This window comes from Marinospirillum minutulum DSM 6287, from assembly GCF_000422325.1.
GTDB lineage: Bacteria > Pseudomonadota > Gammaproteobacteria > Pseudomonadales > Halomonadaceae > Marinospirillum > Marinospirillum minutulum.
This window is the reverse complement of the sequence record NZ_AULO01000011.1, coordinates 37,357-61,096: the sequence shown is the minus strand read 5'-3', so window position 1 is coordinate 61,096 and position 23,740 is coordinate 37,357. Positions and strand designations below refer to the sequence as shown.

General features: G+C 43.6%; 23 protein-coding genes. 11 read left to right on the top strand and 12 right to left on the bottom strand.

All coding sequences use genetic code 11. The features are described from left to right. Nucleotides 1–55: 55 nt before the first annotated feature. Nucleotides 56–922, top strand: coding sequence for a LysR family transcriptional regulator (locus H571_RS0105550; protein ID WP_027848446.1), 867 nt, complete (start codon nt 56–58; stop codon nt 920–922). Here the strand turns inward: H571_RS0105550 and H571_RS14330 are convergent. Beyond that, a complete protein-coding gene (locus H571_RS14330) occupies nt 909–2,963 on the bottom strand; it encodes a putative bifunctional diguanylate cyclase/phosphodiesterase (protein ID WP_051168172.1) in 2,055 nt (684 codons plus the stop codon). The two genes, H571_RS0105550 and H571_RS14330, sit on opposite strands and share 14 nt — an antisense overlap. 227 nt (nt 2,964–3,190) lie before the next feature. Here H571_RS14330 and H571_RS0105540 point away from each other — a divergent pair, with 227 nt between their 5' ends. The 6 genes from H571_RS0105540 (at nt 3,191) to H571_RS16180 (ending at nt 10,730) form a co-directional block, all read left to right on the top strand. After that, on the top strand, nt 3,191–4,360 hold the full coding sequence (locus H571_RS0105540; RefSeq protein WP_027848445.1) for an isovaleryl-CoA dehydrogenase: 1,170 nt from the start codon (nt 3,191–3,193) through the stop codon (nt 4,358–4,360). A 438-nt stretch (nt 4,361–4,798) separates the two neighbouring features. Then, complete coding sequence (locus tag H571_RS0105535; protein WP_027848444.1) at nt 4,799–6,406, top strand: carboxyl transferase domain-containing protein; 1,608 nt, start codon at nt 4,799–4,801, stop codon at nt 6,404–6,406. Between the two features lie 21 nt (nt 6,407–6,427). Continuing rightward, nucleotides 6,428–7,219: an enoyl-CoA hydratase-related protein gene (locus H571_RS0105530; protein WP_027848443.1), complete on the top strand. Its 792-nt coding sequence runs from the start codon at nt 6,428–6,430 to the stop codon at nt 7,217–7,219. A gap of 182 nt (nt 7,220–7,401) precedes the next feature. Beyond that, nucleotides 7,402–9,423, top strand: a complete 2,022-nt coding sequence (locus tag H571_RS0105525) for an acetyl/propionyl/methylcrotonyl-CoA carboxylase subunit alpha (protein WP_027848442.1) — start codon at nt 7,402–7,404, stop codon at nt 9,421–9,423. A 171-nt stretch (nt 9,424–9,594) separates the two neighbouring features. After that, the gene (locus tag H571_RS0105520; RefSeq protein WP_027848441.1) at nt 9,595–10,494 is read left to right on the top strand and encodes a hydroxymethylglutaryl-CoA lyase; all 900 of its coding nucleotides are present in this window, start codon (nt 9,595–9,597) and stop codon (nt 10,492–10,494) included. 71 nt (nt 10,495–10,565) lie between these two features. Next, nucleotides 10,566–10,730, top strand: a complete 165-nt coding sequence (locus H571_RS16180; protein WP_342664333.1) for a CopG family antitoxin — start codon at nt 10,566–10,568, stop codon at nt 10,728–10,730. Nucleotides 10,731–10,816: 86 nt separating this feature from the next. Here the strand turns inward: H571_RS16180 and H571_RS0105515 are convergent, their stop codons facing one another. The 3 genes from H571_RS0105515 to H571_RS15995 form a co-directional block, all read right to left on the bottom strand. After that, nucleotides 10,817–11,116, bottom strand: coding sequence for a CcdB family protein (locus H571_RS0105515; protein ID WP_027848440.1), 300 nt, complete (start codon nt 11,114–11,116; stop codon nt 10,817–10,819). Further along, nucleotides 11,116–11,328 carry a type II toxin-antitoxin system CcdA family antitoxin gene (locus H571_RS0105510; protein ID WP_027848439.1) on the bottom strand — a complete coding sequence of 71 codons (213 nt, stop codon included), beginning with the start codon at nt 11,326–11,328 and terminating at the stop codon, nt 11,116–11,118. Before H571_RS0105510 ends, H571_RS0105515 begins: the two co-directional genes overlap by 1 nt. 179 nt (nt 11,329–11,507) lie before the next feature. After that, nucleotides 11,508–11,789 (bottom strand): hypothetical protein, encoded by a 282-nt coding sequence (locus H571_RS15995; protein WP_211219762.1) that lies wholly within the window; start codon nt 11,787–11,789, stop codon nt 11,508–11,510. Nucleotides 11,790–12,353: 564 nt separating this feature from the next. Between H571_RS15995 and H571_RS0105495 the strand changes: the two genes are divergently transcribed. The 3 genes from H571_RS0105495 to H571_RS0105480 all read left to right on the top strand — a co-directional run bounded on the left by H571_RS0105495 (nt 12,354) and on the right by H571_RS0105480 (nt 16,334). After that, nucleotides 12,354–13,979, top strand: a complete 1,626-nt coding sequence (locus tag H571_RS0105495) for a methyl-accepting chemotaxis protein (protein WP_027848438.1) — start codon at nt 12,354–12,356, stop codon at nt 13,977–13,979. Nucleotides 13,980–14,150: 171 nt separating this feature from the next. Then, a complete protein-coding gene (locus H571_RS0105485; protein WP_027848437.1) occupies nt 14,151–15,152 on the top strand; it encodes a YecA family protein in 1,002 nt (333 codons plus the stop codon). Between the two features lie 12 nt (nt 15,153–15,164). Beyond that, a complete protein-coding gene (locus H571_RS0105480; RefSeq protein WP_027848436.1) occupies nt 15,165–16,334 on the top strand; it encodes an alpha-hydroxy acid oxidase in 1,170 nt (389 codons plus the stop codon). Between the two features lie 3 nt (nt 16,335–16,337). On the opposite strand, the gene H571_RS0105475 is transcribed toward H571_RS0105480, so the two are convergent. The 5 genes from H571_RS0105475 to H571_RS0105455 are packed head-to-tail and all read right to left on the bottom strand — an operon-like array spanning nt 16,338 to nt 20,295. Continuing rightward, nucleotides 16,338–16,652, bottom strand: a complete 315-nt coding sequence (locus H571_RS0105475) for an AzlD domain-containing protein (RefSeq protein ID WP_027848435.1) — start codon at nt 16,650–16,652, stop codon at nt 16,338–16,340. After that, nucleotides 16,652–17,356, bottom strand: a complete 705-nt coding sequence (locus H571_RS0105470; protein WP_051168170.1) for an AzlC family ABC transporter permease — start codon at nt 17,354–17,356, stop codon at nt 16,652–16,654. The genes H571_RS0105475 and H571_RS0105470 overlap by 1 nt, the downstream gene beginning before the upstream one ends. Then, nucleotides 17,349–18,356 carry a patatin-like phospholipase family protein gene (locus H571_RS14315; RefSeq protein ID WP_051168169.1) on the bottom strand — a complete coding sequence of 336 codons (1,008 nt, stop codon included), beginning with the start codon at nt 18,354–18,356 and terminating at the stop codon, nt 17,349–17,351. The genes H571_RS0105470 and H571_RS14315 overlap by 8 nt, the downstream gene beginning before the upstream one ends. A gap of 31 nt (nt 18,357–18,387) precedes the next feature. Beyond that, a complete protein-coding gene (locus H571_RS0105460) occupies nt 18,388–19,326 on the bottom strand; it encodes an alpha/beta fold hydrolase (protein ID WP_036217757.1) in 939 nt (312 codons plus the stop codon). A 9-nt stretch (nt 19,327–19,335) separates the two neighbouring features. Then, entirely contained in the window at nt 19,336–20,295 is a 960-nt protein-coding gene (locus H571_RS0105455) for an AEC family transporter (protein WP_027848432.1), read from the bottom strand. Nucleotides 20,296–20,540: 245 nt separating this feature from the next. On the opposite strand from H571_RS0105455, the gene H571_RS0105440 reads away from it, so the two are divergent. Beyond that, nucleotides 20,541–21,332, top strand: a complete 792-nt coding sequence (locus H571_RS0105440; protein ID WP_027848431.1) for an alpha/beta fold hydrolase — start codon at nt 20,541–20,543, stop codon at nt 21,330–21,332. Here the strand turns inward: H571_RS0105440 and H571_RS14310 are convergent. From H571_RS14310 to H571_RS0105425, 3 genes are read right to left on the bottom strand one after another with little or no spacing between them, the layout of a single operon-like run. Continuing rightward, a complete protein-coding gene (locus H571_RS14310) occupies nt 21,315–22,220 on the bottom strand; it encodes an alpha/beta hydrolase (protein WP_051168168.1) in 906 nt (301 codons plus the stop codon). The two genes, H571_RS0105440 and H571_RS14310, sit on opposite strands and share 18 nt — an antisense overlap. Nucleotides 22,221–22,258: 38 nt before the next feature. Further along, nucleotides 22,259–22,603, bottom strand: a complete 345-nt coding sequence (locus tag H571_RS0105430) for a DUF4389 domain-containing protein (protein WP_027848429.1) — start codon at nt 22,601–22,603, stop codon at nt 22,259–22,261. 18 nt (nt 22,604–22,621) lie between these two features. After that, nucleotides 22,622–23,686 (bottom strand): NAD(P)H-dependent glycerol-3-phosphate dehydrogenase, encoded by a 1,065-nt coding sequence (locus H571_RS0105425; protein ID WP_027848428.1) that lies wholly within the window; start codon nt 23,684–23,686, stop codon nt 22,622–22,624. Nucleotides 23,687–23,740: the final 54 nt, after the last annotated feature.

The window sequence follows — 23,740 nt, the reverse complement described above, 5'->3', positions numbered from 1 at the left end:
TAAAACCAATTCATAGCATTCATATTAAGCATAACTTTTTGGAATACTGATTAAAGTGGACATTCAAGCACTACAAGCGTTTGTTGCAGTGGCAGAACAAGAATCTTTTTCTCGTGCTGGCGATGAGCTGCATTTAACCCAGCCAGCAGTAAGCAAGCGTATTGCTAGCCTAGAAGAACAACTCAACCAAAAGTTGTTTGATCGCATAGGGCGTAATATTAAATTAACCCAAGCCGGTAGTGCACTCTTACCTAGAGCTAAGCATTTGTTAGCTGATTTAAAAGACACTCGCCGGATGCTGGCTAACTTAAGTGGTGAAATTCAAGGCTCGCTTATACTGGCAACCAGCCACCACATTGGCCTGCACCGCTTACCGCCCTTATTAAAAGCCTTTACCCAAGCCCACCCCCAAGTAAAGCTCGATATGCGCTTTCAAGACTCTGAGCAAGCCTATGCTGGCGTATTAACCGGTGATTTAGAATTAGCCATCGTTACCTTAGCCCCCCTGCCCGACCCAGCATTAGTAGTAGTACCAGTGTGGCAAGATCAACTGCGTTTTGTGGTGGCTAAAGACCACCCTTTAAGCCAGCAAGCTAATTTAAAATTAGAAGATTTAACCCAGCACGATGCAGTATTACCAGGGCAACAGACTTTTACGCGTGGCATAGTAAGCAAGGTGTTCAAAGAACAGGGATTGGAATTAAACGTAACGCTTTCGACCAACTACATGGAAACCATAAAAATGATGGTCTCGATAGGTTTGGGTTGGAGTTTGCTGCCTGAAACGCTGATAGATAAAAGCCTAGCAGTATTAAAAATTAATCATTCACCCATAACCCGTCCGCTGGGTTTTTTATATCACCGTGAGCGCACCTTATCGAATGCAGCCCGCCAAATGATTCAGCTGCTTAAAGCGACTTAAGTAGTTTTACCAGCTCCTTCTCAGGTAAGGGTTTGTAATATAAAAAGCCCTGCGCCTGCTGACAACCCATGGTTAAAAGTTGTAGCGCTTGCGCTTCTTCTTCAACCCCTTCCGCCACTAAGTCTAGTTTTAAGTTATGCGCCAGCTGCACAATTGTTTTTACTATGCTCAGGCTAGCATCATCACTTCCCATGTCTTGTATAAAAGAACGGTCTATTTTTAAGGTAGATAGCGGTAACTTACGTAGGTAAGACAGACTAGAATAACCTGTACCAAAATCATCTAAGGCAATACGGAAGCCTTTTTGCTTTAACATGCTTAAGGTATCTAAAGCACACAGCTCATTCTGCATTAATCCTGTTTCAGTGATTTCTAACTCAAAGTTATCTAAACCCAAGTTATAATGCTTAAGCAAGCTTTCAAACCAGTCAGGAAAAGCTGCGTTATCTAATTGCTGTACAGCAATATTAATGGCAACCCTAGGTAGAACTAAACCTGCATCACGCCACCTTACTAGGGCACGGCAAGTTTCCTCAACTACCCAAGCCCCTATTTCTATGATTAAACCCGACTCTTCAGCTAGAGGAATAAAAACAGCAGGAGACAGGCTACCTAATTCAGGGTGCTGCCAACGTATTAAAGCCTCAACACCATAAATTTGTTGATCAATTAGTTGCACCTTAGGCTGAAAATGCAAGCTTAAACCCTTACCCTCAATAGCGGTTCGTAGAGCCTGTTCAAGATTAAGCAGGTTACGCGCTTCTTCAGTCATTTTATGGTCAAAAAAACGAAAGGCATCACGCCCTGCATTTTTGGCTTCACTTAATGCTGCTTGAGCATTGCTTAATAGGGTATCTGCATCTAGGCCATCAACTGGAAAAAACGCCACGCCTATGGAGGGGCTTAATGCCACCTGTTTACCTTCAATAACTACCGGCTTTTGCAGAGTATTTTTTATATCGTTGGCTAACTGGGTAATATCATGAACCAGATCATAATCTTCAACCAGCAAGGCAAACTCATCAGCACCAACACGCACTAGCATATCGGCATCGCCTACGCGTTTGCGTAACTTTTTACTTTGCTCGCTAATTAACTTATCGCACCAGTTATGACCAAAGGTTTCGTTAATAATTTGAATATGGCCTAAATCAACTAAAAGCAAAGCCAGCTCTTCTTGCTGGCTTTTAGCTTGGCGCACAGCATGATTCAAGCGTTCATTCAGCTGGTGGCGATTACCTAACCCAGTTAAAACATCGTGATGAGCTAAATGTTGTATTTGTGCTTCTTTAGCACGTAATTCACTTAGGTCATGAATAATAGAAATGTAGTTTTCAATTTCGCCTAGTTCATTACGTACACAGTTAATGGACAGCCATTGTAGGTAAACACTGCCATCTTTACGCCGGTTCCACACCTCACCTTTCCAGTGATCTACCTCTGCAATGCTATCCCACATAGCTTTATAAAAAGCTTTGTCATGGTGTTTGGATTGCAAAACCTTAGGCGTAAGCCCTAGTACTTCTTCTGGCTGGTAGCCTGTTATATCTGTAAAAGCAGCATTTACCTGCTGAATTCTAGCTCGACCATCAGTCACCATTATGCCCTCAATGGTTGACTCAAAAACCCGCATGGCTAAACGTCTTTGTGCCTCAAATTCTTTTCTGCGGCGTAAATCCCTAAAGATGCCTGTAATCCACAAGACCTCATCCTTAGCCTCAGAGGTATGGGGAACAAGTGTCAGATGAGCAGGAAACACTTCACCCTTTAAATTACGTAGCTCTAACTCACCCTCCCAAGTTTCACAACTAGCGACAACTTGAGGAAAAATTTGTTCGTTAAGTAGCTGATAGCTGTCGGAAGGATGAAAGTCTCTAACATGGAGCCTTTCTAGGTCTAAATTTAACGAAACTGGAATACCAAGCATTCGACGACCTGCCAAATTGATATAGGTTAGGCGCTGATCCATCGAAACAGTCGCTATTAGTTCATTAGCGGCTTCTAGAATTGCTTGCTGACGGTTTAAGGTTTCAACACTCAAGTTAGTTTCTCATGATATTCAAAATGCGTTATAGAGCTAGCGTAGATTGCTTGCCTAGATTAGAACTAGATCAAAAAAATAACAACAGCAAGACTAAGGTTTTTAATTCCTTTATAAAAATGACGTTTCAGTCAGAAAATTTAGCTTTACGTTAACGTCAACTTACCCTAAAGTTAGCTTAATAAATAACAAAGCACTCATATAAAACACCAGCAGAGGGACACACCATGCAATCCATCTTTAAAGATATGAACTTCGGCTTAGACGATGACTTAAATATGCTGCGCGAATCAATCAACGCTTTCGCTGCTGCTGAAATTGCGCCTCGTGCTGCTGAAATAGATAAAACCAACGAATTTCCTATGGACTTATGGAAAAAGTTTGGCGATATGGGCTTACTTGGCATTACTGTACCAGAAGAGTTCGGCGGTTCAGGCATGGGCTATTTGGCTCACTGTATCGCAGTTGAAGAAATTTCTCGTGCCTCTGCTTCTGTAGGCCTGTCTTACGGTGCGCACTCTAACCTTTGTGTTAACCAAATTAAAATTAATGGCACCCAAGCGCAAAAAGAAAAATACTTACCTAAGCTTTGCTCTGGCGAACACATTGGCGCTTTAGCCATGTCAGAACCAAACGCCGGTTCAGACGTAGTAAGCATGAAGCTACGTGCCGACAAAAAAGGTGATAAGTACGTTCTTAATGGTAACAAAATGTGGATCACTAATGGTCCTGATGCTCACACCTTTGTTATCTACGCTAAAACCGATACCTCTGCAGGCTCTAAAGGCATTACCGCTTTTATCGTTGAAGGCGATTCCCCAGGTTTTTCACGCCACCAAAAATTAGACAAGCTAGGTATGCGTGGTTCTAACACTTGTGAGTTGGTTTTCCAAGACTGTGAAGTGCCTGAAGAAAACGTACTGGGTGAAGTAGGTAAAGGGGTTCGCGTGCTTATGAGCGGCCTAGATTTTGAGCGTACTGTTTTAGCTGCTGGCCCTATCGGCATTATGCAGGCGGCAATGGATATCGTGGTTCCTTATATTCACGAGCGTAAGCAGTTTGATCAGTCCATAGGTGAATTCCAGCTAGTACAAGGCAAAATTGCTGATATGTACACCACCATGTCTGCTTGCCGTGCTTATTTATATGCTGTTGCGGCAGGTTGCGACCGTGGCGAAGTCAGCCGTAAAGATGCTGCTGGCGTTATTCTTTACTGTGCTGAAAAAGCCACTCAGGTTGCTTTAGATTCCATTCAGCTGCTAGGCGGTAATGGTTACACCAATGAATATGCTACTGGCCGCTTACTGCGTGATGCCAAGCTCTACGAAATTGGCGCAGGTACCAGCGAAGTACGACGCATGTTGATTGGGCGTGAGATTTTTAACGAATCTCGCTAGGAGCTTATCGTTCTAGCCTAGTTATTATTTCTTGGGTCGTTGTGAATACGTCTGACCGCCAAGGATGGCGGAAATGCAGTTTTTGCAGGAGCAAAAAACTGCCCTGTAAACTCAACTGCAACATCCATGTTGCAGAAGCCCAAGAAACAACAAGCTAGGCTAACGAATATCGAACTACTGAGTTTAAATCGCCACCAAACAATAAAAGCAGCTAGGTTAACTCGATATTAAAAAACACCGTTAGCTGATGAGTTATGTGCTTGGCGTGGGCTGTTATTCATCGGGCTTCTGCTGCAGGACGCAGCAGTAGAGCATACATGGACGTACTTGCTGCGCCCCGATGTAATAACACCTACGCCATAAAGCACCTGCTAATACGCAAATAAAAGCACTAGCGATACCACCCAGCTGCACTATTACAATAAAAGGATCACTGAAATGACTGTGATTAAAACGCAGGTAAATACTCGAGCGCCGCAGTTTGCTGAAAACGAAGCAGCGATGCGTGAAGTTATTGCCGATCTGCACAAAAAATTAGACGAAGTGAAACAAGGTGGCGGTGCTAAAGCGCAAGAACGTCACCTAAGTCGTGGCAAGCTTCTGCCCCGTGAACGTATTGAACGCCTACTCGACCAAGGCGCACCTTTTTTAGAATTCTCACAACTTGCCGCCCTTGATGTTTACGATGATTTTGTACCCAGCGCTGGCATTATTACCGGCATTGGCCGTGTCTCCGGTGTGGAATGCATTATTGTTGCCAACGATGCCACCACCAAAGGCGGTACTTATTATCCGCTCACGGTTAAAAAGCACTTGCGAGCGCAAGAAATTGCCCGTAAAAATCGCCTTCCCTGTATTTACCTAGTCGATTCCGGCGGTGCTAACCTACCTAACCAAGATGAAGTCTTCCCCGACCGTGATCACTTTGGTCGTATTTTCTACAACCAAGCCACCATGTCTAGCGAAGGCATTCCCCAAATTGCTTCAGTTATGGGCTCTTGTACTGCCGGTGGTGCTTATGTACCTGCCATGGCCGATGAATCTATTATCGTTAAAGAACAAGGCACTATTTTTCTAGCAGGCCCACCCTTAGTTAAAGCCGCCACAGGTGAAGTGGTCACGGCTGAAGACCTAGGCGGTGCCGATGTTCACGCACGTATTTCTGGTGTGGTTGACCATTACGCACTCAGCGATGAACATGCCCTACAACTGGTGCGCCGTGCGGTTAGTCGCTTGAACTGGAAAAAACTGGGTGAACTCGACATTCAACCTTCACGCCCACCCCTTTACGATCCAGAAGAAATCTACGGCATTGTGGGTACTGATTTACGCAAGCCCTACGATGTGCGTGAAGTAATTGCCCGTGTGGTTGATGGCTCTGAATTTGATGAATTTAAACGCTGGTACGGTGAAACGCTAGTCACTGGCTTTGCCCGTATTCATGGCTATCCAGTCGGTATTTTGGCCAACAATGGCGTACTTTTTTCTGAATCCGCTCAAAAAGGCGCTCACTTTATCGAGCTTTGTGCCCAGCGTGGCATTCCTCTTGTGTTCCTACAAAATATCACCGGCTTTATGGTGGGTTCTCGTTACGAGCATGAAGGTATCGCCAAACACGGTGCCAAAATGGTCACCGCTGTTGCCTGTGCTCAAGTGCCTAAATTCACCATTCTAATTGGTGGTAGTTTTGGTGCCGGTAACTACGGTATGTGTGGCCGTGCTTACGACCCTAACTTTATGTGGATGTGGCCGAATGCTCGTATTTCTGTCATGGGTGGCGAACAAGCTGCCAACGTACTGGCACAAGTTAAGCGTGAGCAGCACGAACGCAACGGTACTGACTGGTCAGCAGCAGAAGAAGAAGCTTTCAAAAAGCCCACTCGTGAAATGTACGAGCACCAAGGCCACCCTTATTTTGCCAGTGCACGTTTATGGGATGACGGTATTCTTGACCCCATTCAAACCCGTGACACCCTAGGTTTAGCCATTTCAGCCTCATTAAATGCCGCCAATAAGCCGACACGTTTTGGCGTGTTCCGCATGTAAGCGCTGCTTAAGGAGAAGAAAATGACGACCACTAATCAAACCGTTCTGCTAACTATCGACCAACGTGGTGTGGCTTACCTAACGCTTAACCGTCCTGAAGTTCACAACGCTTTTGATGATCTTTTAATAGCAGAAATACTCAACAAGCTAGCCACAGTGCGTGATGCCAAAGCCCGAGTGTTAGTTTTTGGATCAGAAGGCAAAAGCTTTTCTGCCGGTGCCGACCTAGGTTGGATGAAACGCATGGCCGAATACAGCCAAGCCGAAAACAAAAAAGATGCCCAAGAACTCGCCAGATTAATGCACGAACTCGACACCCTACCCTGCCCGACTATTTGCCGTGTGCAAGGTGCTGCCTATGGTGGTGCTGTTGGTTTAGCGGCTTGCTGCGACCTAGTGGTAGCGACTGGCAAAGCACGTTTTTGCTTATCTGAAGTGAAAATTGGCTTATCACCCGCCGTTATTAGCCCCTATGTGGTTAGAGCTTTAGGTGTGCGTGCCATGCGCCGCTATGCCTTAACCGCTGAAGTAATAGACGTAGAAAAAGCCCAGCAGCTAGGTTTGGTTGATGAAGTGGTTGCCGAAGAAGCGTTAGATACTGAAATAGAACAACTGGTAAAAGTTTTGCTCGCCAATAGCCCGCAAGCCGTCGCCCACACCAAAGCGTTAGTTCACTTGGTTGCCGACCGCCCAGCCGACTTAACAACGCAAGACTACACCACCGATTTAATTGCCAAAATCCGTGTATCCGCCGAAGGCCAAGAAGGACTGAGCGCCTTCTTTGAAAAGCGAGCGGCTAATTGGCAGAAGTAAACACCTATACAGTTTAAATAAACAGGCTTAAGAAACCACGGCAGCCTTCTTCTGCGACAAGTGAAGCAGGGACTGCGCAACGCGGTGTTTGAGGCAAGGACAGCCGAATACACCGAAAGCAGATGGGCTGCAACAGTGGTTTCTTAAAAACAAATTAAACAATATAAAAAGAGGAACTGACCATGTTCCGTAAGATACTCATTGCCAACCGTGGTGAAATTGCTTGCCGCGTTATTCGTACCGCCCACCAAATGGGCATTCGCTGCGTTGCTGTTTATTCCGATGCAGACCGAGACTCCCTACACGTAAAAATGGCCGATGAAGCCGTTTATCTAGGTGCAGCGCCAGCCAGAGACAGCTACCTACAAATCGACAAGGTAATCGCTGCCGCCAAACAAACCGGCGCTGAAGCCATTCACCCAGGTTATGGCTTTTTAGCTGAAAACAGCCAGTTTGTAGCCGCCTGTGATGCCGCTGGTTTAGTGTTTATCGGCCCACCCATTAAAGCCATTGAAGCCATGGGTTCTAAATCTGCCGCTAAAATCATTATGGAAAACGCTGGCGTACCGCTAGTGCCTGGCTACCACGGTGCCGATCAATCGCCCGAACTAATCAAAGCAGAAGCCGAAAAAATTGGCTACCCAGTACTCCTTAAAGCCACGGCTGGCGGTGGTGGTAAGGGTATGCGTATTGTTGAAAAGTCCAGCGAATTTGATGAAGCCCTAGCCGCAGCCAAGCGTGAAGCCATGAATGGTTTTGGCGACGACACCATGCTGGTAGAAAAATACCTAGTAAAACCTCGTCACGTTGAATTTCAGGTGTTCTGTGATTCACAAGGCCAAGGTGTTTACTTGTTCGAGCGTGACTGTTCGGTACAGCGTCGCCACCAAAAAGTCATTGAAGAAGCACCCGCCCCAGGCATGACCGAAGAACTGCGTGCCAAAATGGGTGATGCTGCCCTTAAAGCCGCACAAGCCATAGGTTATGTAAATGCGGGAACCGTAGAGTTTCTGCTTGATGCCGATGGCAGCTTCTTCTTTATGGAAATGAACACCCGCTTACAGGTTGAGCACCCCATCACCGAAATGATTACCGGTGAAGACCTAGTGGAATGGCAGTTAAAAATTGCTGCAGGTTTACCCTTACCCAAACAGCAAAATGAACTAGAAATTCATGGTCACGCCTTTGAAGCCCGTATTTATGCCGAAGACCCAGACCAAGACTTCTTACCGGCAACTGGCACCTTAAGCTATGTTCGCACCCCTGCCGAAACTCGCCATGTACGAGTCGATACAGGTGTGCTTGAAGGCGATGAAGTCAGCATTTATTACGACCCCATGATTGCCAAGCTAATTGTTTGGGATACCAACCGAGAAGCAGCACTAAGCCGCATGGCACAAGCTTTAGGTGAATACCGCATTGCTGGCGTTAAAACCAATACCCGCTTTTTAAAGCGTTTAGCCGAAGCAGCACCTTTTCAAAACTTTGACGTTGATACCAGCTTTATTGAGCGCTATGAAGACCTACTCTTCAGCAAAAAAGGCGGTAGCTACAGCCCTAACCTGCTGGCTTTAGCTTCACTTTATGCACTACTTAAACTAGACCAAGAACGCCAAGCAGAAGCCAAGCATTCTAGCGACCCCTACTCACCTTGGCATGGCTTTGGCGGCTGGCGAATGAACACCGACCCTAGCCTAAACCTACGCTTTGCCGTAGAAGGCCAAGAAGAGCCGATTGCTATTCGTGTGATTGCTAAAAGTAACAGCGCCAAACACTTCTGGACTGTTTTTGTGGGTGAACACAAACTATTGGTGGAAGGCAGCCTAACCAAAGATCGCCTTGATGCCGTGGTTAATGGCCATCACCGCACCATTCATGTCGCCGACTTAAATAATAACCTAACCCTCTTCACCCAAGACGAACACTTCGCCTGCCAGTGGTTACGCCCAGACCTAGACAGCCACGAGCTTGAAGAAGCCACCGCTAGCCTAACCGCACCTATGAACGGTTCAGTAGTTACCCTGCTAGTTGAAGCCGGTGCAGAAGTTAAAAAAGGTGATTCCTTAATCGTGATAGAAGCCATGAAAATGGAACACACCCTAAGCGCACCCGCTGACGGTAAAGTTGCAGAGTTCTTCTACGCTGCCGGAGATTTGGTTTCGCAAGGTGCAGAGTTGCTGAAGTTTGAAGCCAACGAAGAATAAGGCTAGTAGCAGGCTGGTCTGCTTAAACATAAATATGTAATAACGTAATCGAGGACGCTAGTACAAGGCAAAAATCTGTGAGAAAGCGCAGTTTACGTATTTGTAAATGAGCATTTTGAGCAGATTTTTAACGCAGTAATAGCTACGTAGATAGTTATTAGGAGAAAATGAATGGCTTTTCCAGAATATGTACGATTAGTCGAGGTGGGTGCTAGAGATGGCCTTCAAAACGAAGCCAATCCCGTTAGCACCGCTATTAAGCTAGAACTGATCGACCGCTTAGGTGATGCTGGCCTTAGCTACATAGAAGCCGCCAGCTTTGTATCACCTAAATGGGTGCCACAAATGGGCGATGCACGTGAAGTAATGACTGGTATTCAACGCCGCTCAGGCATTACCTATGCAGCCTTAACGCCCAACCTAAAAGGTTTAGAAAGTGCTTTAGAGTGTGGTGTTCAAGAAGTGGCGGTATTTGGTGCGGCTTCAGAAAGCTTCACCCAAAAAAATATCAACTGTAGCATTGCTGAATCACTGGAACGCTTTGCACCTGTTATAGAACTGGCGAAAAAATCCAACATTCCAGTGCGTGGTTATGTTTCAACCGTGATGGGCTGCCCTTACGAAGGCGACATAGCACCTAGCAAAGTCGCTGAAGTAAGTAAAACCTTGTTTGATATGGGCTGCTATGAAATCTCCCTTGGCGATACCGTAGGTGTAGGCACACCACTTAAAGCCAAGCGTATGTTAGAAGCAGTTAACCAACATATTCCCATGAACAAGCTAGCCGCCCACTTTCACGACACCTACGGCCAAGCCCTAGCCAACCTTTACGCTGTATTAGAAGAAGGCATAGCAGTCATTGATAGCTCGGTGGCTGGCTTAGGTGGCTGTCCCTACGCCAAAGGCGCAGCCGGTAATGTCGCCAGTGAAGATGTGGTTTACCTATTAAACGGCCTAGGTATAAAAAGCGGCATCAACCTAACCAAACTAGCCGCCACCGGCGATTGGATAACCCGCACCATCAACCGCCCCAACCGCTCAAAAGTAGGCATAGCCATGATGGCTGGGTAATTGCTTGTATTTTTAAGCAGCAAGGAAGCTGCACATCACTTATACATTGCGTTCTTCTGAGACTTTAATTCGTGTTATATCTGCACGTGATATGCACCAAAAAGAGAGGAATATTTATAAACAAATCTAAGCAAATACCCAACTTTAAGACTGAAGCTGAAGAAAGGCAGTTTTGGGAAAAGCATGACTCAACAGATTATCTTGACTGGAAGCAAGCTAAAGCAGTGATTAGATAACCCGCACCATTAATCGCCCCAACCGTTCTCAAGTAGAAGTAACCATTATGGTTGGCTAGGCAGTATCTAGCGGAAGTGCTTTTAGGTTAAAAGCCTAGAAATAGCATATCTAAAGCTATGGATATTTCATCCTGCTGTTCAGCAAGGCTGCCTACACCTAAACGTAATTCACTTGCTAATATACTAGCCATATACTGAGTAACCATTACCACCTCTTGGCCTTCAATATTAAATACAGGATTTAATCTATGAGCAGGGGAAGGCGCCAAAGCTTTAGGCAACAGTGGAACAACAACTCGGCTATTCAAGCCACCAAGAAGATCTGACTGAACATCCAGTAAAAAACCGGCTCCACCTTTATTTTCAAAAACATCAAATCGAGCCATTAGAATTGGCGATACTTTGCAAGAGGTAATCCGTTAGCTTCAACATAGGTATTAGAGCTTGCGATAGCCTCGGCATTATCTTTCAACCAGTTTTCTTGTTTATGCAGCTTCACAGCCTCTGTAATCCCTTCTTCTGCTGAATGCACGACATTAACTCCTAAACGCTCTGCCTCCTTAAGAAGGACGCTATTCAGTGATAGGTTTGTTTGCATGACTCACCTCTCGTCTTTTTGTTTAGCTTGACACTAATCTCTATACTAAGTGATTGTACTTTATATTAGCTCCCTCAACCCCAATAAACCACTTGGGCTGCATGGCTTCGAAGTCTTGTCTTATGTTCTCTGGCAGCTAAGCTGCTGAGTCTAGAACCACTGGCTTGCCATCAATGCGTTTAAATACCACCCAGTGCCAAAAGCTCTTTCCGTCTTTTTGGTGGTGTTTTATGGCTAACAAAGCAAGGTCGGGTAAGGCATCCCAAGTTTTGAAAGGTATTTCTGTATCGGTAGTTTTTAAGCCTGCATCTAAAAGCATCCTGAGTTAACCCAGTCGCTTTGCGAATATTTTTGACCGCAAAAGCATCAACATGAAAATCGCGGGCTGCTACACGCTCGCCTTTAACAATTTCATCCATCTGTTGTACGCTTTCCAGTAGCTCATCAAAAAATGTACTCATAGTGTTATTACCTCCACCGTTCAACAATTTGTTTCAATGCCTTACATTCAGCAAGTGTCAGGTCATCCTTTTCACTCTTGGGGTAAATCAGCAACAGTGCAATCTGTGCTGCTGCCAAAAAATGATAATAAATAACCCTCGAAACCTCAAAGAACATCCATTATTCAACCCCAATAACAACTTAGGCTACATGGTTCAAAGCCTTGCCTTCTAGTAGAAATGCCCATTATGCTTGGGTAGTTTTAGTGAGGGTGACTTGAAGATAGAGTACCCTAAGATTAGAGCTTCAACGCTTGGGTGCTTAAAATTCAAAAAGTAGCACATTTCTGCAGCAAAATAGCTTCAAAGCCTAGCTAGCGATTTAGCACTTCTTGGGGTTGCAGTGGTCAAAGCACTAGCAGAAAAGTTTATTGAATGCCTAAGATTGCAGATTACCAACCAACAACTAGGCTAGACAGGGCTTTAACTTCTTTGTAATAAAGCGTAACCTTCTCGCCATATTTGGTAGTCAAGCAAGCTAGCGTAATTTTTTAGCAATCAACAGGTTAAAAGTTAGGAATAAGCATGAAAATCATTAATCGTATTTATTTTGGCTTTGCAGTTCTTTTATTAATAATGCTAGCAATAACTTTGTTCGGCTTATATAAAATTAATATTGCAGACAATAGCTTAACGCAACTGTCCCAACAAACAGCAGTTGAACAACGGCAAGCTATTAACTTTAGAGGTAGTGTACACGACCGTGCTATAGCCATACGTGATGCAGTTCTGGTGGCTGATATTCAAGCTTCCTCAAAGCACCAAAATAATATTCAAGCACTAGATAAGTTTTATCAAGAATCAGCTCGTGTACTTGATACTATGTTTGCAAAGCTTAAGCATTCACCAACTGAAGAAAAAATGCTTAAAGATATTAAAGCTATTGAAAAAAGCACCTTAATCATTACAGATAAGCTTCTTGAACTAATTAATAGTAATCAGTTTGAATTAGCTAATGACTATTTACTTAACGAGGCCTCTCCTGCTTATACTGAATGGCTTGCGCGTATTAACCTACTAATAGATTATCAAGAAGCTTCTATTCAAAGCCTTGTAGCTACCGCAGTTAGTGAAACAACCAGTTTCCAAAAAACAATGCTTATTACTACCCTTCTTGCATTAATAATAATTGTTTTAGTTGCGCTTAGTGTTGTTAGAAATTTAAAAGAAATTATTGGTGGCGAGCCTGAAGATGCTGCTTTAATTATTAATACTATTGCATCTGGTGACTTAACTGTGGACGTTAAAGCAAATAAAAATAGTATTCTCAGTGCCGTAGAAGACTTAAGAAGTTATTTAACAGACATTACAAAAAATTCAATAAATACAGCGAACAAACTAAGCTTAGCGTCTAAACACCTTCTGCTAACTGCACAACACAACGAAGAGTTAATTAGCAACCAAAAAGAATCGACCCAACGTGGTGCTACCGCTATTGCTGAAATGTCTGATGCTGTTGCGGAAGTGGCAAGCCATACCAGTGAAGCAGCTTCGCTGGCACAGACAGCCATGACAGAATTTACAGCAGGTCAAGCCGAAGTAAACAAAACACAGTTAAATATTAACGATTTAGCCAGTAAAGTTGTTGAGGCAGCCCAAGTTATTCACCACCTATCTGAAGATAGCAAAGAAATTAGCCGTGTAATGGAAGTAATTGAAAGTATTGCAGAGCAAACCAACCTGCTTGCATTAAACGCAGCTATTGAAGCAGCCAGAGCAGGTGATCAAGGCCGTGGCTTTGCTGTAGTAGCAGATGAAGTACGCAACCTGGCTTTAAGAACCCAAGATTCAACGCGTGAAATTCATCAAGTTATTGAGAAAATGCAATCCAGCTCAGACAAAGCGGTTGTTGTTATGAATCAAGGTCAAGAACAAGCAACCTTAAGCGTAAATCAAGCAAAACTGGCTGGTGATGCACTTAACGCAATTAATGCATCTGTTACACGAATTACAGATATGAACCACCAAATAGCTGCAACAACAGATCAACAGTCTGCAGGAGCGGTTGAAATAAGTGAGAATTTTAATCAAATTACTAGTTCTGCACTAGAGGCCGAAGAAGAAGCGACCAAGATAACAACAGCAAGTAGAGAGCTTGAAGAACTAGCCAAGGTATTAGAGCTAAATGTTAAGCAGTTTAAAACTAAATAAATTACGCAGTATTTCTGCTGGCTTAGAAAAAAGCAAAGGTAAGCTGTCGGTTAGGTGCCAAGTTTTTTTCAGCAGACCTCTTTGCGTGATATTTTTAAGTTTCACCTGAACGTCTTAGCTTTGGTGGTGTTTATCTGGCAATAGCAAAAAAGTAATAGAGAGTATTTTAATATGAAAGTTGGCCGTAACGACCCTTGCCCCTGCGACAGTGGCAAAAAGTACAAACACTGTTGTATTCACACTGCTTCAGAGCAGCACCTTGCACTACGCGATGAGCTAGCAGCAGTTTTGGCTATGAACCCAGATTTAACCTTTGATGAGCTTAATTTAGTTGCTGAGAAGCATGTAAATAAAAGTAATAATCAAGGCCACCCTGACTTTTGTGGTCTTTCACCTAATCAAATGCTCAACTGGCTTCATGCTCCTTTTAAAGAGCTAGATTGGGTAAGTATCAGCACCCCTAGCGATTTATCCTCTTGCCCAGTTATGCGTTATTTAGAATTAATCTTAGATGAAGCAATGCAGCAGGGTGGCTCTTTTAAAGCAACAACTAGAGGCAACTTGCCAGCCAAGTTAGCAAAAAATGCTAGTGCGTTACTGCCAGAGTTTGCTCTAGCCAAACATAATACAAATATTACTATTAGTGATTATATGGGCAGTAGTGAAGGTAAAATAAACGCCCTTCACTATGCCCGTGTTTTAGCAGAAATTGCAGGTATTATATATTTAAGAAGTGGTCGTTTTCATATTAAAAAAACGGCACAAAAACAGTATGAAAAAGCAGGTATTCAAGCTTTCTTCTTACCTATGTTAGAAGCAGTAACTACTCAATATAACTGGCGCTACCTAGATGGCTGGGAAGATAGTGTAGATTTACGTGAATTTTGGCTATTTATGCTTTGGCGATTACAAAGTCATGCTTCAGTCGATAAGTTAGGTGAAGAAGTGGCAGTTGCCTTTCCCCAGTTGCTTGGTCAACTACCTGAAAGCATTTATTCTAGCTCAGAACAAATGCTTACTCGTATTATTGAGGTACGTTTTATAACTCGCTTTTTAGAGTATTGGGGTTTCCTTATTGCCAGTCCCCTACGCTTTACAGAAACAGGTAAGCTTTTACCCACCCACATTGAAATCCAGCCGCTACTAAACCAAACTTTTCAGTTCAAAATTTAAAGGAACAGGCTTGTGTTAAGAAGTCTTTACTCTGGTTCTAACCTTAATCGCGCCCAAAACTTAGATGACTTGCGTGCTCGTGCATTTAAAAGGCTACCTAATTTTTGTAGGGAGTACCTTGAAGGGGGTGCTGATGATGAACTAACGCTTAAACACAATCGCCAAGTTTATGACAAGATTCTTTTTAAGCCTAGAATGCTGGTAGACATTACACAGCGGGATTTGTCTACCCAAGTTTTTGGTGAGTCTATTAACTTTCCTTTTGCTATTTCACCCACGGGCTTTAATGGTTTGCTTAGCCATGAGGGGGATTTAAAACTTGCTTTGGCGGCTAAAAAAGCCGGTATCCCCTTTATTCAAAGCATGGTGTCTACAGTTTCTTTAGAGCGTATTGCCGCAACGGGTGTGCGCCATTGGATGCAGTTATACCTATTTAAAAACAGAGATAACCTAAAAGGTATTATTGCACGTGCTGAAAAAGCGGGCTGTGAAGCTTTGGTGCTAACGGTAGATACTTCAATTATTGGCAACCGCACTTGGGATAAACGCAACTATAAAGCACCTATGAAGCTAAACTTGCCTAACCTATTTCACCTAGCTACTCGCCCTGCTTGGATTTGGGATATTTTAGTGCCTAAAGGTATGCCTAAATTTAGTAACTTAGGTGATTTTTTACCGCCTGAAAAAGCCAGCGCTAAAAATGCGGCCAGTTTTTTAACCGAAGAAATGTCGGCATCTTTAAGTTGGCAAGATGTTACTTGGTTGCGTGAAATTTGGCCGGGTAAGTTAATTATTAAAGGTATTCTAGCCAGTGAAGATGCGCTTCAAGCTAAAGCCTTGGGGGTAGATGGTATTATTATTTCTAACCACGGTGGTCGCCAATTAGACTCTGTGCCTAGCCCTATGGATGTGTTACCAGAAATTCGCCAAGCCGTTGGGCAAGATTTCTTACTAATCGTTGATGGTGGTGTACGCCGTGGTAGCGATCTTATTAAAGCCCTTTGCTTAGGTGCAAATTTAGTAACCAGCGGTAGAGCACCCCTTTATGGCTTGGCTGCTGGTGGCCAAGCGGGTGCAGATAAAGCACTGGAAATAATTCAAACGGAAGCCGATAGAACTCTTGCACTTCTTGGTTGTACCGAGGTCAAACAGCTGGGTAAAGGCTGTTTATTTAAGCATTAAGAACTAACCCACAAAATAACGCCAAGCGGCCGTTACTAATAACCCTGCGGCTATGGCTGGCAATGGTTTTTTAAGCCATAGCACCATTATTAAACTGGTTAACAAGGCTAGGCGAGCTGCTGTATCACCTTCTACTGCCATAGGCACTATTAAAGCAACCAGTACCGAGCCAGACATACCATTAATAAACCCTTCTACTCGGCGGTTTAAGGGCACAAAACTCATTATAAAAACACCACCATAACGGGTAACAAGTGTTACTAACGTCATGGCTGCTATAACAATATAAGTGGCAGAGGCTGTATTACTTAAGTCCATTATTTTGCCTCCTTCACTTGGGTTGTTGGTAACCAAAAAGCACCCACTAAGCCACCTGCTAAAGCTCCGGCTATTACATGGCTATTCGGTGGTAAAAACTTGAGTGCGATTAAAGCAACTAAAGCTGCTGTTGCCCAAATCACTAAAACCCTTAAATCTTTTTTTCCACCTACTGCCATAGTCAGCAAAAAACAGCCTAGCACCATGTCTAAGCCTAAAGCCTGAGGGTCTGGAATTCCCTGCGTAAGCACTAAGCCCAACCAGGTTCCTAGCACCCAAGCCAACCATAGTGCTAAACCACCGCCTAAAATAATGCCTAGGTTACGCTCGCCTTGTTGGTAATCTTGAGCGGCTATAGCCCAATTAGCATCACTAATAAAAGTAAGAATGCCATAGCGTTTTGCAGTGGGTATTTCCTTCAACCAAGGGTAAAGCGATGCGCCCATTAATAAATGGCGAGCGTTAATGGCAAAAGTAGTAATCATAATTGCTAACAGTGGTATTTCTTCGCGCATTAGTTCTAATACGGCAAACTGTGAAGCACCAGCAAAAACTAGGCCACTCATTAGCATTGCTTCTAGTTTAGTCATTTCTGCTTGAGCGGCCGCCAAACCAAAAGCTAAACCAAAAGCAATAACAAACATGGATAAAGGCAGAAGGCGTTTAAAACCCAGCCAAGTACCTTTAATATCCAGTTTAACCATCTAAATCACCGCTAAAAACAGGTTGGCTAGCTTCCCATTTATCCAGCTGTTTTTTGGCAATTTTTTGTCCTAGTTTAATAAGCTGTTCTGCTCGGTGAAAATCAAAACTTTTACAGACACTGCGGGGCACGTCGATTAAAACATCGGGAGGATAACCAGCAACTTTGTACTGGGCTAAAGCAGCTTGGGTTGTTTCAAAAGATTGCACCATAATATTCAGTTTTCCCCAAGTTCCTTCAGTGCTTTCACTTGAGCTTTCTGAGTTGCTTACATCGCCCTCTAAAAAGCTAAAACGCTCCAATAGGCCGCCGGTTCTACCACGCACTTTATGCATCCACTCACCCACTGCAGTGGGTTCTGAATCTTTTTTATGGCGTTTCTTTTTGATAGGAACTAATTCATCTAGTGTTTCCCCAGACCTTTGTGAAGTAACGTTCACTGCAACAATTAAATCAGCATGCCAAGCAACGGCTGGGGTAATTGGCAAAGGGTTTAATAGGCCGCCATCAACTAGGGTGCGCCCTCGGTCTTGTACGGGTGTAATAATGCCTGGCACAGCGACTGAGGCACGAATGGCTTTTTCTAAGGAGCCTTCTTGAAACCAGACTTCTTTTTGGCTGACAAGATCGGTAGCAACGGCAGTGAAAGGAATGGGTAAGGATTCAATAGTACGACCATTTAACATACTGGTGATCACTTCCATCACTTTTTCGCCTTTAATGGCACCCATGGAACTCCAAGTAACATCCACTAGGCGAAATAAGTCAAAATAGTTAAGTCCTGTCACCCATTTCTTATATTCTTTTAACTTGCCAGCAGCATAAAGCCCACCAATTAGAGCGCCCATGGAGCAGCCAGAAATACCGACAATTTCATAACCTCTGGCTTCTAGTTCTTCTATTACACCTATATGAGCAAACCCTCTAGCTCCACCAGAACCTAATACAAGTGCAACACGTTTATTGTGGGAAGAGCGAATACTTAACGAATTACGCACCATGCTTTTCTTACCCCTTGAACTAACCCAAGAATTAACTCAGAAACTTTATAATTTCTGCTGTGGTAGCTTCACAACTGGCTTCTTCTAAGTGCAAATGATGACCACCAGCAAGTAATAATTTTTGCGCATTTTTAATGGTTTGCACACGAGTCGCAATTTCCGGACGCTTTACCATAAGCCCCTTATCACCTTCTAACATCAAGGTTGGCGCTTCAATTGCTGCCATAAAAGATAAGTTTTGTGCTTCTGTTAAACGAAAAGCAGAAGGGTGGCGTAAACGTGAGTCACTGCGCCAAAACCAGCCAGTTGATGCATCTGCTGGGTCGGCCGCTTGTAAAGCGCGTTGGCAAAGGTGTAAGGCAGCTGGGTAATCTACTGCACCAACGCCTAACATGCGTGCTTTAGCTGCTAATTCTATACTAGGATAAATTTTGCCAGAGAAAGAAGATAAAACATCTTTTTCTCGGTTTTTTTCTTGGTGGCCTATCCAACGTGCCATAGCTTGCCCTAGTTGGTCAGCCGCATCTTTATCTGCTGTGGTTAAAGTGCCTATACCATCTATTAGCACTAGTTTTTCTATACCTTTAGGGTGAGCGCCAGCAAGTAAAGAAGCCACACCTGCCCCCATGGAGTGTCCAATGAGTGTAAAGTTTTTCCACCCCAAGGCCATAACAGCTGCTTGCACATCAAAGCAATTATCTAATAACAGGTAGGTTTGCCCAGCGGGTCGCCAGTCTGAAAAACCATGCCCAGCAAAATCTAAGGCGACGACACGGTAGCCCGCTGCTGCCAGGGCAGGTGCTAGTTTTACAAAAGTCATGGCATTATCTAACCAACCATGCAGTGCTAATAATGGCTTACCTTCTTCAGGGTCACCCCAAGCCAAAGCGGCTAATTCTAAATGAGGTAATTTTAAACGTATTTCTTCTGCGCCTTCAGGAACGGCTGACAGGGTTTGATTCAAAGACATTTATAAACCTTAACTTAATCCAAACCAATGCAAGGCAAATACGCCAATACTAATGGTTAGAGTGCCAAATAAAGTAGTTAACGCAACAATATTTGCTGCAAGTACCGCATTACCGCCCATAGCCCGTGCCATAACATAACTAGCCGCTGCGGTTGGACAGCTAAAAACTAAAAATAACACACCCAAAGTCATGCCTTCATAGCCTAATAACCAAGCACCCAAAACCATAGGAATGGGCAAAAGCAATAATTTATATGCCGTTGCTTTAAGTGCTAGGCTGCTGGTGGCACGTAAGGCTTTTAAATCCAGCGCTGCACCAATACATAAAAGTGCTAGGGGAAGTGTCATGCTGGCAAAGTAATTACCCACTTTTAAAGCTAAATCTGGCAGGGGCAATTCAAAAAGTGAGGTGGGTATGGCTAAAACAACAGCAATAATCAGTGGGTTTTTTACAATATCAATTAAAATGCGCCGCCAGTTTACGCCCTGCCCTTCTTGGGTATCTCGCCATAAATTTAACGCCACTACAGAAAGTAAGTTATAAATGATAATGAGTAGCGCCAAGAGTATAGAGGTGAGTGCTAAACCGGCATCACCGTATTGGTTACCTGCTAAAGCTAAACCCAAAATGCCTAGGTTGCCACGAAAACCACCCTGTACAAACACGCCCTTATCTTCATTGGCTGGAATTAAACGCGCACGCCAAACAAGCACAGCAAAGCCCATAAGGGTAACTAAACCAGCATAAAGGAGTAGATCTAGGGCAAAAACTTGCGTTAAGTCGGTATTTAAGAGGGTTAAAAAAACCAGCGTAGGCAGGGTAACGTTAAAGACTAAACGAGAAGCTACTCGGTTAAATTCATCATTAACCAGTCCAATGCGTGCAAAAAATAACCCTAAGAAAACCAGTATAAAAACTGGAGCAGTAACATTAAGCGTAAAGCTTAACGTACTTAGGAAAAGATCCATTACTGACTAGCCAAGGCGTAAATAATACCTAGGAGAACAACGGCTAAAAATACTAAATTGCGAATTGCGGTTTTACGCTTAGGTTTATTATTGTGCATAGCTGGCTACTCTTAACAGATTAGATTGGTTACTAGGGTAAATTTGACTGGCTAGTCCAAGTTTACATTCTAACAGGCTTAGCAGGTCTTGCATTTAATTCAAACAGGCGTTCTACTATTGGCTTATTTCGACTATAAGGGTTACGCATGAGTCAGCCTCTTTTGCATTTTGCACACGCTAACGGTTTTCCAGGACAAAGTTATCGTATTTTATTAGAGCCAATGCAAAATCAGTGGCAAATTAAAGTACTTGATCGTTTAGGCCACCAACCTAACTTTCCGGTTAATAATAACTGGCAAGCTTTAGTTGATGAGCTATTAAACCACCTAGATAAAACCTGTGGTAATCAACCAGTGGTTGGCTTAGGGCATTCGCTTGGTGGTGTTGTCACTTATATGGCAGCACTCAAAGCACCAGAACGCTTTTCAAAAATTATTTTATTAGACCCACCGCTGATGACTGGCATAGACAGCTTGGGTTTAAAGCTAGGTAAGCGTTTTGGTTTTATAGATAAAATAACGCCTGCTGGTATTACTAAAGGTCGCCGCAGTCACTTTCCTGATCAAGCGAGTGCAGTAAACTACTTTGCAAGTAAAGGCTTGTTTAAAAACTTTCACCCCCAAGCCTTACAGGATTACGTTGAATTTGGAACCGAACCGCGTGCCACGGGGGGTATTCAGTTACGTTTTAGTCCAGCAGTTGAGCTAGCCATTTTCCGTAATTTAGCGGATAACCTAACAGGCAGTCACCGTAAACTAAAAGTACCTGCTAGCATTATTCGTGGTGAATCAAGCGATTTAATTACTAATCAACGCGAACAGCGCTTACGTAAAATGGGTTTTGAAATTTACCAAGTTCCGGGCGGTCATATGTTTCCACTTGAGTACCCAGAACAAACCCGCCTCTGCTTAGAAAAAATTCTAGCCAGCAGTCAGTAGTTTAATAAAGCGTGACGCTTGGCGCACACTAGCAGCCGCTTGAGGCAAATAGCGGTAAAGCAGTTGCCAAACATGTGGCATCCAAGGGGTTTCAATAATTTCTGCTCGTCCGCCCTGCTTTTGAATGGCTTGTACTAATCGACGCGCATCATCACGCAGTAACTCTTGTGAGCTAACTTGAATATGCAAGGGTGCTAGGCCATAAAGGTCACCAAATAAGGGAGAAATTTCTGGACTCGCTAAAGGCATTTTATTGGCATAAAGCTCTGCAAAAGCATGCATTTGTACTCGGTTTAAGAGCGGGTCAGTTGCTGCGTTCAAATCCATTGACTCACTTGAACAAGATAGATCAACCCAAGGCGATAAAAGCACGCAAGCAGCTGGCTGGCTTAGCTTTTTTTGGCTTAACTTTTGCAAAAGTGAAACGGCTAAACCACCACCAGCAGAGTCTCCACAAAGCGCAATTCGATCAGGTGTAACACCTTGATCTATTAACCACTGATAAGCAGCATAGGAATCGTCTAAGCCTGCGGGCCAGGGGTAATCAGGTGCTAAACGGTAGTCTATAGCTAAAACTCTAGCATCAGAATGACGTGCAAAAGCGGTCACTAGGTCACGGTGAGTGTCTAAAGAACCCAATGCAAAACCACCACCATGCAAATAGAGTACATAACGCTGGGTAGCACTGCCTTTTGGACTAATTAATTCAGCATCACGCCCCTTAATTTGAAAGGTGGTGACTTCCATATCGTGAGGCAAACGTCCACCCGCTTTAAATTCGTCTAGGTAATCACGTAACAAACGGCACTGGTTAGCCAGCATTTGACGGTTTACTAGATCAACGCCCTGCTGCATAGCAGCCAGAGGCCAAAGCATATTATTCCACATGTAAAGTTTTTCCAAAGCAGGTAAAACTGCTATTAATTTTATTCAGGTGTTGTTTCAGTCATTTCTGCTGAATCTTTTGGTACGTAAGGGTTGTTATCAGCCGCCTCAGCCTTGGGCCAATCAGCAAAAGGAAAGGGCTTAGCTTCTGAGTTAAACGTTAAGTAACGGAAAGTTTGATAACTAAAACAGGTTAGCTGAGAGCCTAGCTGAAGTAGCTGCTCTTGTGGTTCGCCTTTAAATAAGCGAAAAACAACTTGTACAAAAATTACGCCTAGCAAAACTAGCTCTGCTAGTCGCCATGCAAAGAAAAACAGCAGCATAAAAGGTAGGCGCAACCAAAAGTTTTCATCTTTTAATCGTTCTTTGATTGTCGGTTCAGTCATTTCGATTTATCTCCCTAATTAGGACGTTATACGGGTAATTTTTTGAGCTGACTTAAGCATTTCATCGTGCGGTAAAACAAATTCAACATCGGTACTTTGCTCACGCCCCATCAATGAACTTGCCATTTCTTTGGGGTTATGGCCTTCAAATAAAACTAAATATAAAGCTTGTACTAGCGGCATATAAATACCTAGTTTATCTGCTTGTGCTTTTACAAGCCTCACGGTGTTGACGCCTTCGGCTACTTGACCTAAAGCAGCGACTATTTCATCTAAACTTTTGCCTTCACCTAGGGCATAACCTACTCGGTAGTTACGTGACAAGGGGGAGGAGCAGGTAACAATTAAATCGCCTACGCCAGAAAGCCCTAAAAAAGTCATGGGGTTAGCGCCAAGGCTAACAGCAAAGCGGCTCATTTCAGCCAGCGCTCGGGTCATTAACATGCTTTTGGTATTTTCACCCATACCCAAAGCTACTGCCATGCCAACAGCTATTGCATAAATGTTTTTTAAAGCGCCACCAAGTTCTGCACCATACATATCGGTATTGGCGTAGACACGAAAATAATGATTACCCAAAACTTCTTGAACCGTAATTCTTGTTAAGTCGTCAGGGCTAGCTATTACTGTAGCGGTAAGGTGTTTTTTAGCGACTTCACTAGCCAGATTAGGGCCAGACAAAATACCTAGGTGTTGAAAACCGGTGGTTTCTTGCAGAATTTGGCTCATTAACTTAAAGCCTTTTTCTTCAAAGCCCTTGGTGGTGCTCACAATAATTTGTTCAGGCTTCATAAAAGGCAGGGCTTGTTCTAATACTTGAGCAAACCCCTTGCTAGGAATGGCCATAAAAACTAAGCCAGCACCCTCTAAAGCACTTTCTAAAATGCTAGTGGCTTGAATACTGGCAGGTAGTTCTAAGTCTGATAAATAACGTGGGTTGCGGTGTTGTTCATTAATTTGTTCAGCTAAAGCAGCATCACGCACCCATAGACGGGTAGTAAAACCATTGTTAGCAGCGATAGATGACAGGGCAGTACCAAAACTTCCACCACCCAACACAGTGACAATAAGACCTTTAGCCATGAAATTCCTTTCTAATACCAATTAAAACTAATTAAGGCTTATTGTAACCTACTC

What these genes read in the sequence shown, in the direction of transcription:
- H571_RS0105540 (WP_027848445.1), top strand. Translation starts at nt 3,191, where the DNA reads ATGCAATCCATCTTTAAAGATATGAACTTCGGCTTAGACGATGACTTA.
- H571_RS0105535 (WP_027848444.1), top strand. Translation starts at nt 4,799, where the DNA reads ATGACTGTGATTAAAACGCAGGTAAATACTCGAGCGCCGCAGTTTGCT.
- H571_RS0105530 (WP_027848443.1), top strand. Translation starts at nt 6,428, where the DNA reads ATGACGACCACTAATCAAACCGTTCTGCTAACTATCGACCAACGTGGT.
- H571_RS0105525 (WP_027848442.1), top strand. Translation starts at nt 7,402, where the DNA reads ATGTTCCGTAAGATACTCATTGCCAACCGTGGTGAAATTGCTTGCCGC.
- H571_RS0105520 (WP_027848441.1), top strand. Translation starts at nt 9,595, where the DNA reads ATGGCTTTTCCAGAATATGTACGATTAGTCGAGGTGGGTGCTAGAGAT.
- H571_RS0105515 (WP_027848440.1), bottom strand. Translation starts at nt 11,116, where the DNA reads ATGGCTCGATTTGATGTTTTTGAAAATAAAGGTGGAGCCGGTTTTTTA.
- H571_RS0105510 (WP_027848439.1), bottom strand. Translation starts at nt 11,328, where the DNA reads ATGCAAACAAACCTATCACTGAATAGCGTCCTTCTTAAGGAGGCAGAG.
- H571_RS15995 (WP_211219762.1), bottom strand. Translation starts at nt 11,789, where the DNA reads ATGAGTACATTTTTTGATGAGCTACTGGAAAGCGTACAACAGATGGAT.
- H571_RS0105495 (WP_027848438.1), top strand. Translation starts at nt 12,354, where the DNA reads ATGAAAATCATTAATCGTATTTATTTTGGCTTTGCAGTTCTTTTATTA.
- H571_RS0105485 (WP_027848437.1), top strand. Translation starts at nt 14,151, where the DNA reads ATGAAAGTTGGCCGTAACGACCCTTGCCCCTGCGACAGTGGCAAAAAG.
- H571_RS0105475 (WP_027848435.1), bottom strand. Translation starts at nt 16,652, where the DNA reads ATGGACTTAAGTAATACAGCCTCTGCCACTTATATTGTTATAGCAGCC.
- H571_RS0105470 (WP_051168170.1), bottom strand. Translation starts at nt 17,356, where the DNA reads ATGGTTAAACTGGATATTAAAGGTACTTGGCTGGGTTTTAAACGCCTT.
- H571_RS14315 (WP_051168169.1), bottom strand. Translation starts at nt 18,356, where the DNA reads ATGGTGCGTAATTCGTTAAGTATTCGCTCTTCCCACAATAAACGTGTT.
- H571_RS0105460 (WP_036217757.1), bottom strand. Translation starts at nt 19,326, where the DNA reads ATGTCTTTGAATCAAACCCTGTCAGCCGTTCCTGAAGGCGCAGAAGAA.
- H571_RS0105455 (WP_027848432.1), bottom strand. Translation starts at nt 20,295, where the DNA reads ATGGATCTTTTCCTAAGTACGTTAAGCTTTACGCTTAATGTTACTGCT.
- H571_RS0105440 (WP_027848431.1), top strand. Translation starts at nt 20,541, where the DNA reads ATGAGTCAGCCTCTTTTGCATTTTGCACACGCTAACGGTTTTCCAGGA.
- H571_RS14310 (WP_051168168.1), bottom strand. Translation starts at nt 22,220, where the DNA reads ATGTGGAATAATATGCTTTGGCCTCTGGCTGCTATGCAGCAGGGCGTT.
- H571_RS0105430 (WP_027848429.1), bottom strand. Translation starts at nt 22,603, where the DNA reads ATGACTGAACCGACAATCAAAGAACGATTAAAAGATGAAAACTTTTGG.
- H571_RS0105425 (WP_027848428.1), bottom strand. Translation starts at nt 23,686, where the DNA reads ATGGCTAAAGGTCTTATTGTCACTGTGTTGGGTGGTGGAAGTTTTGGT.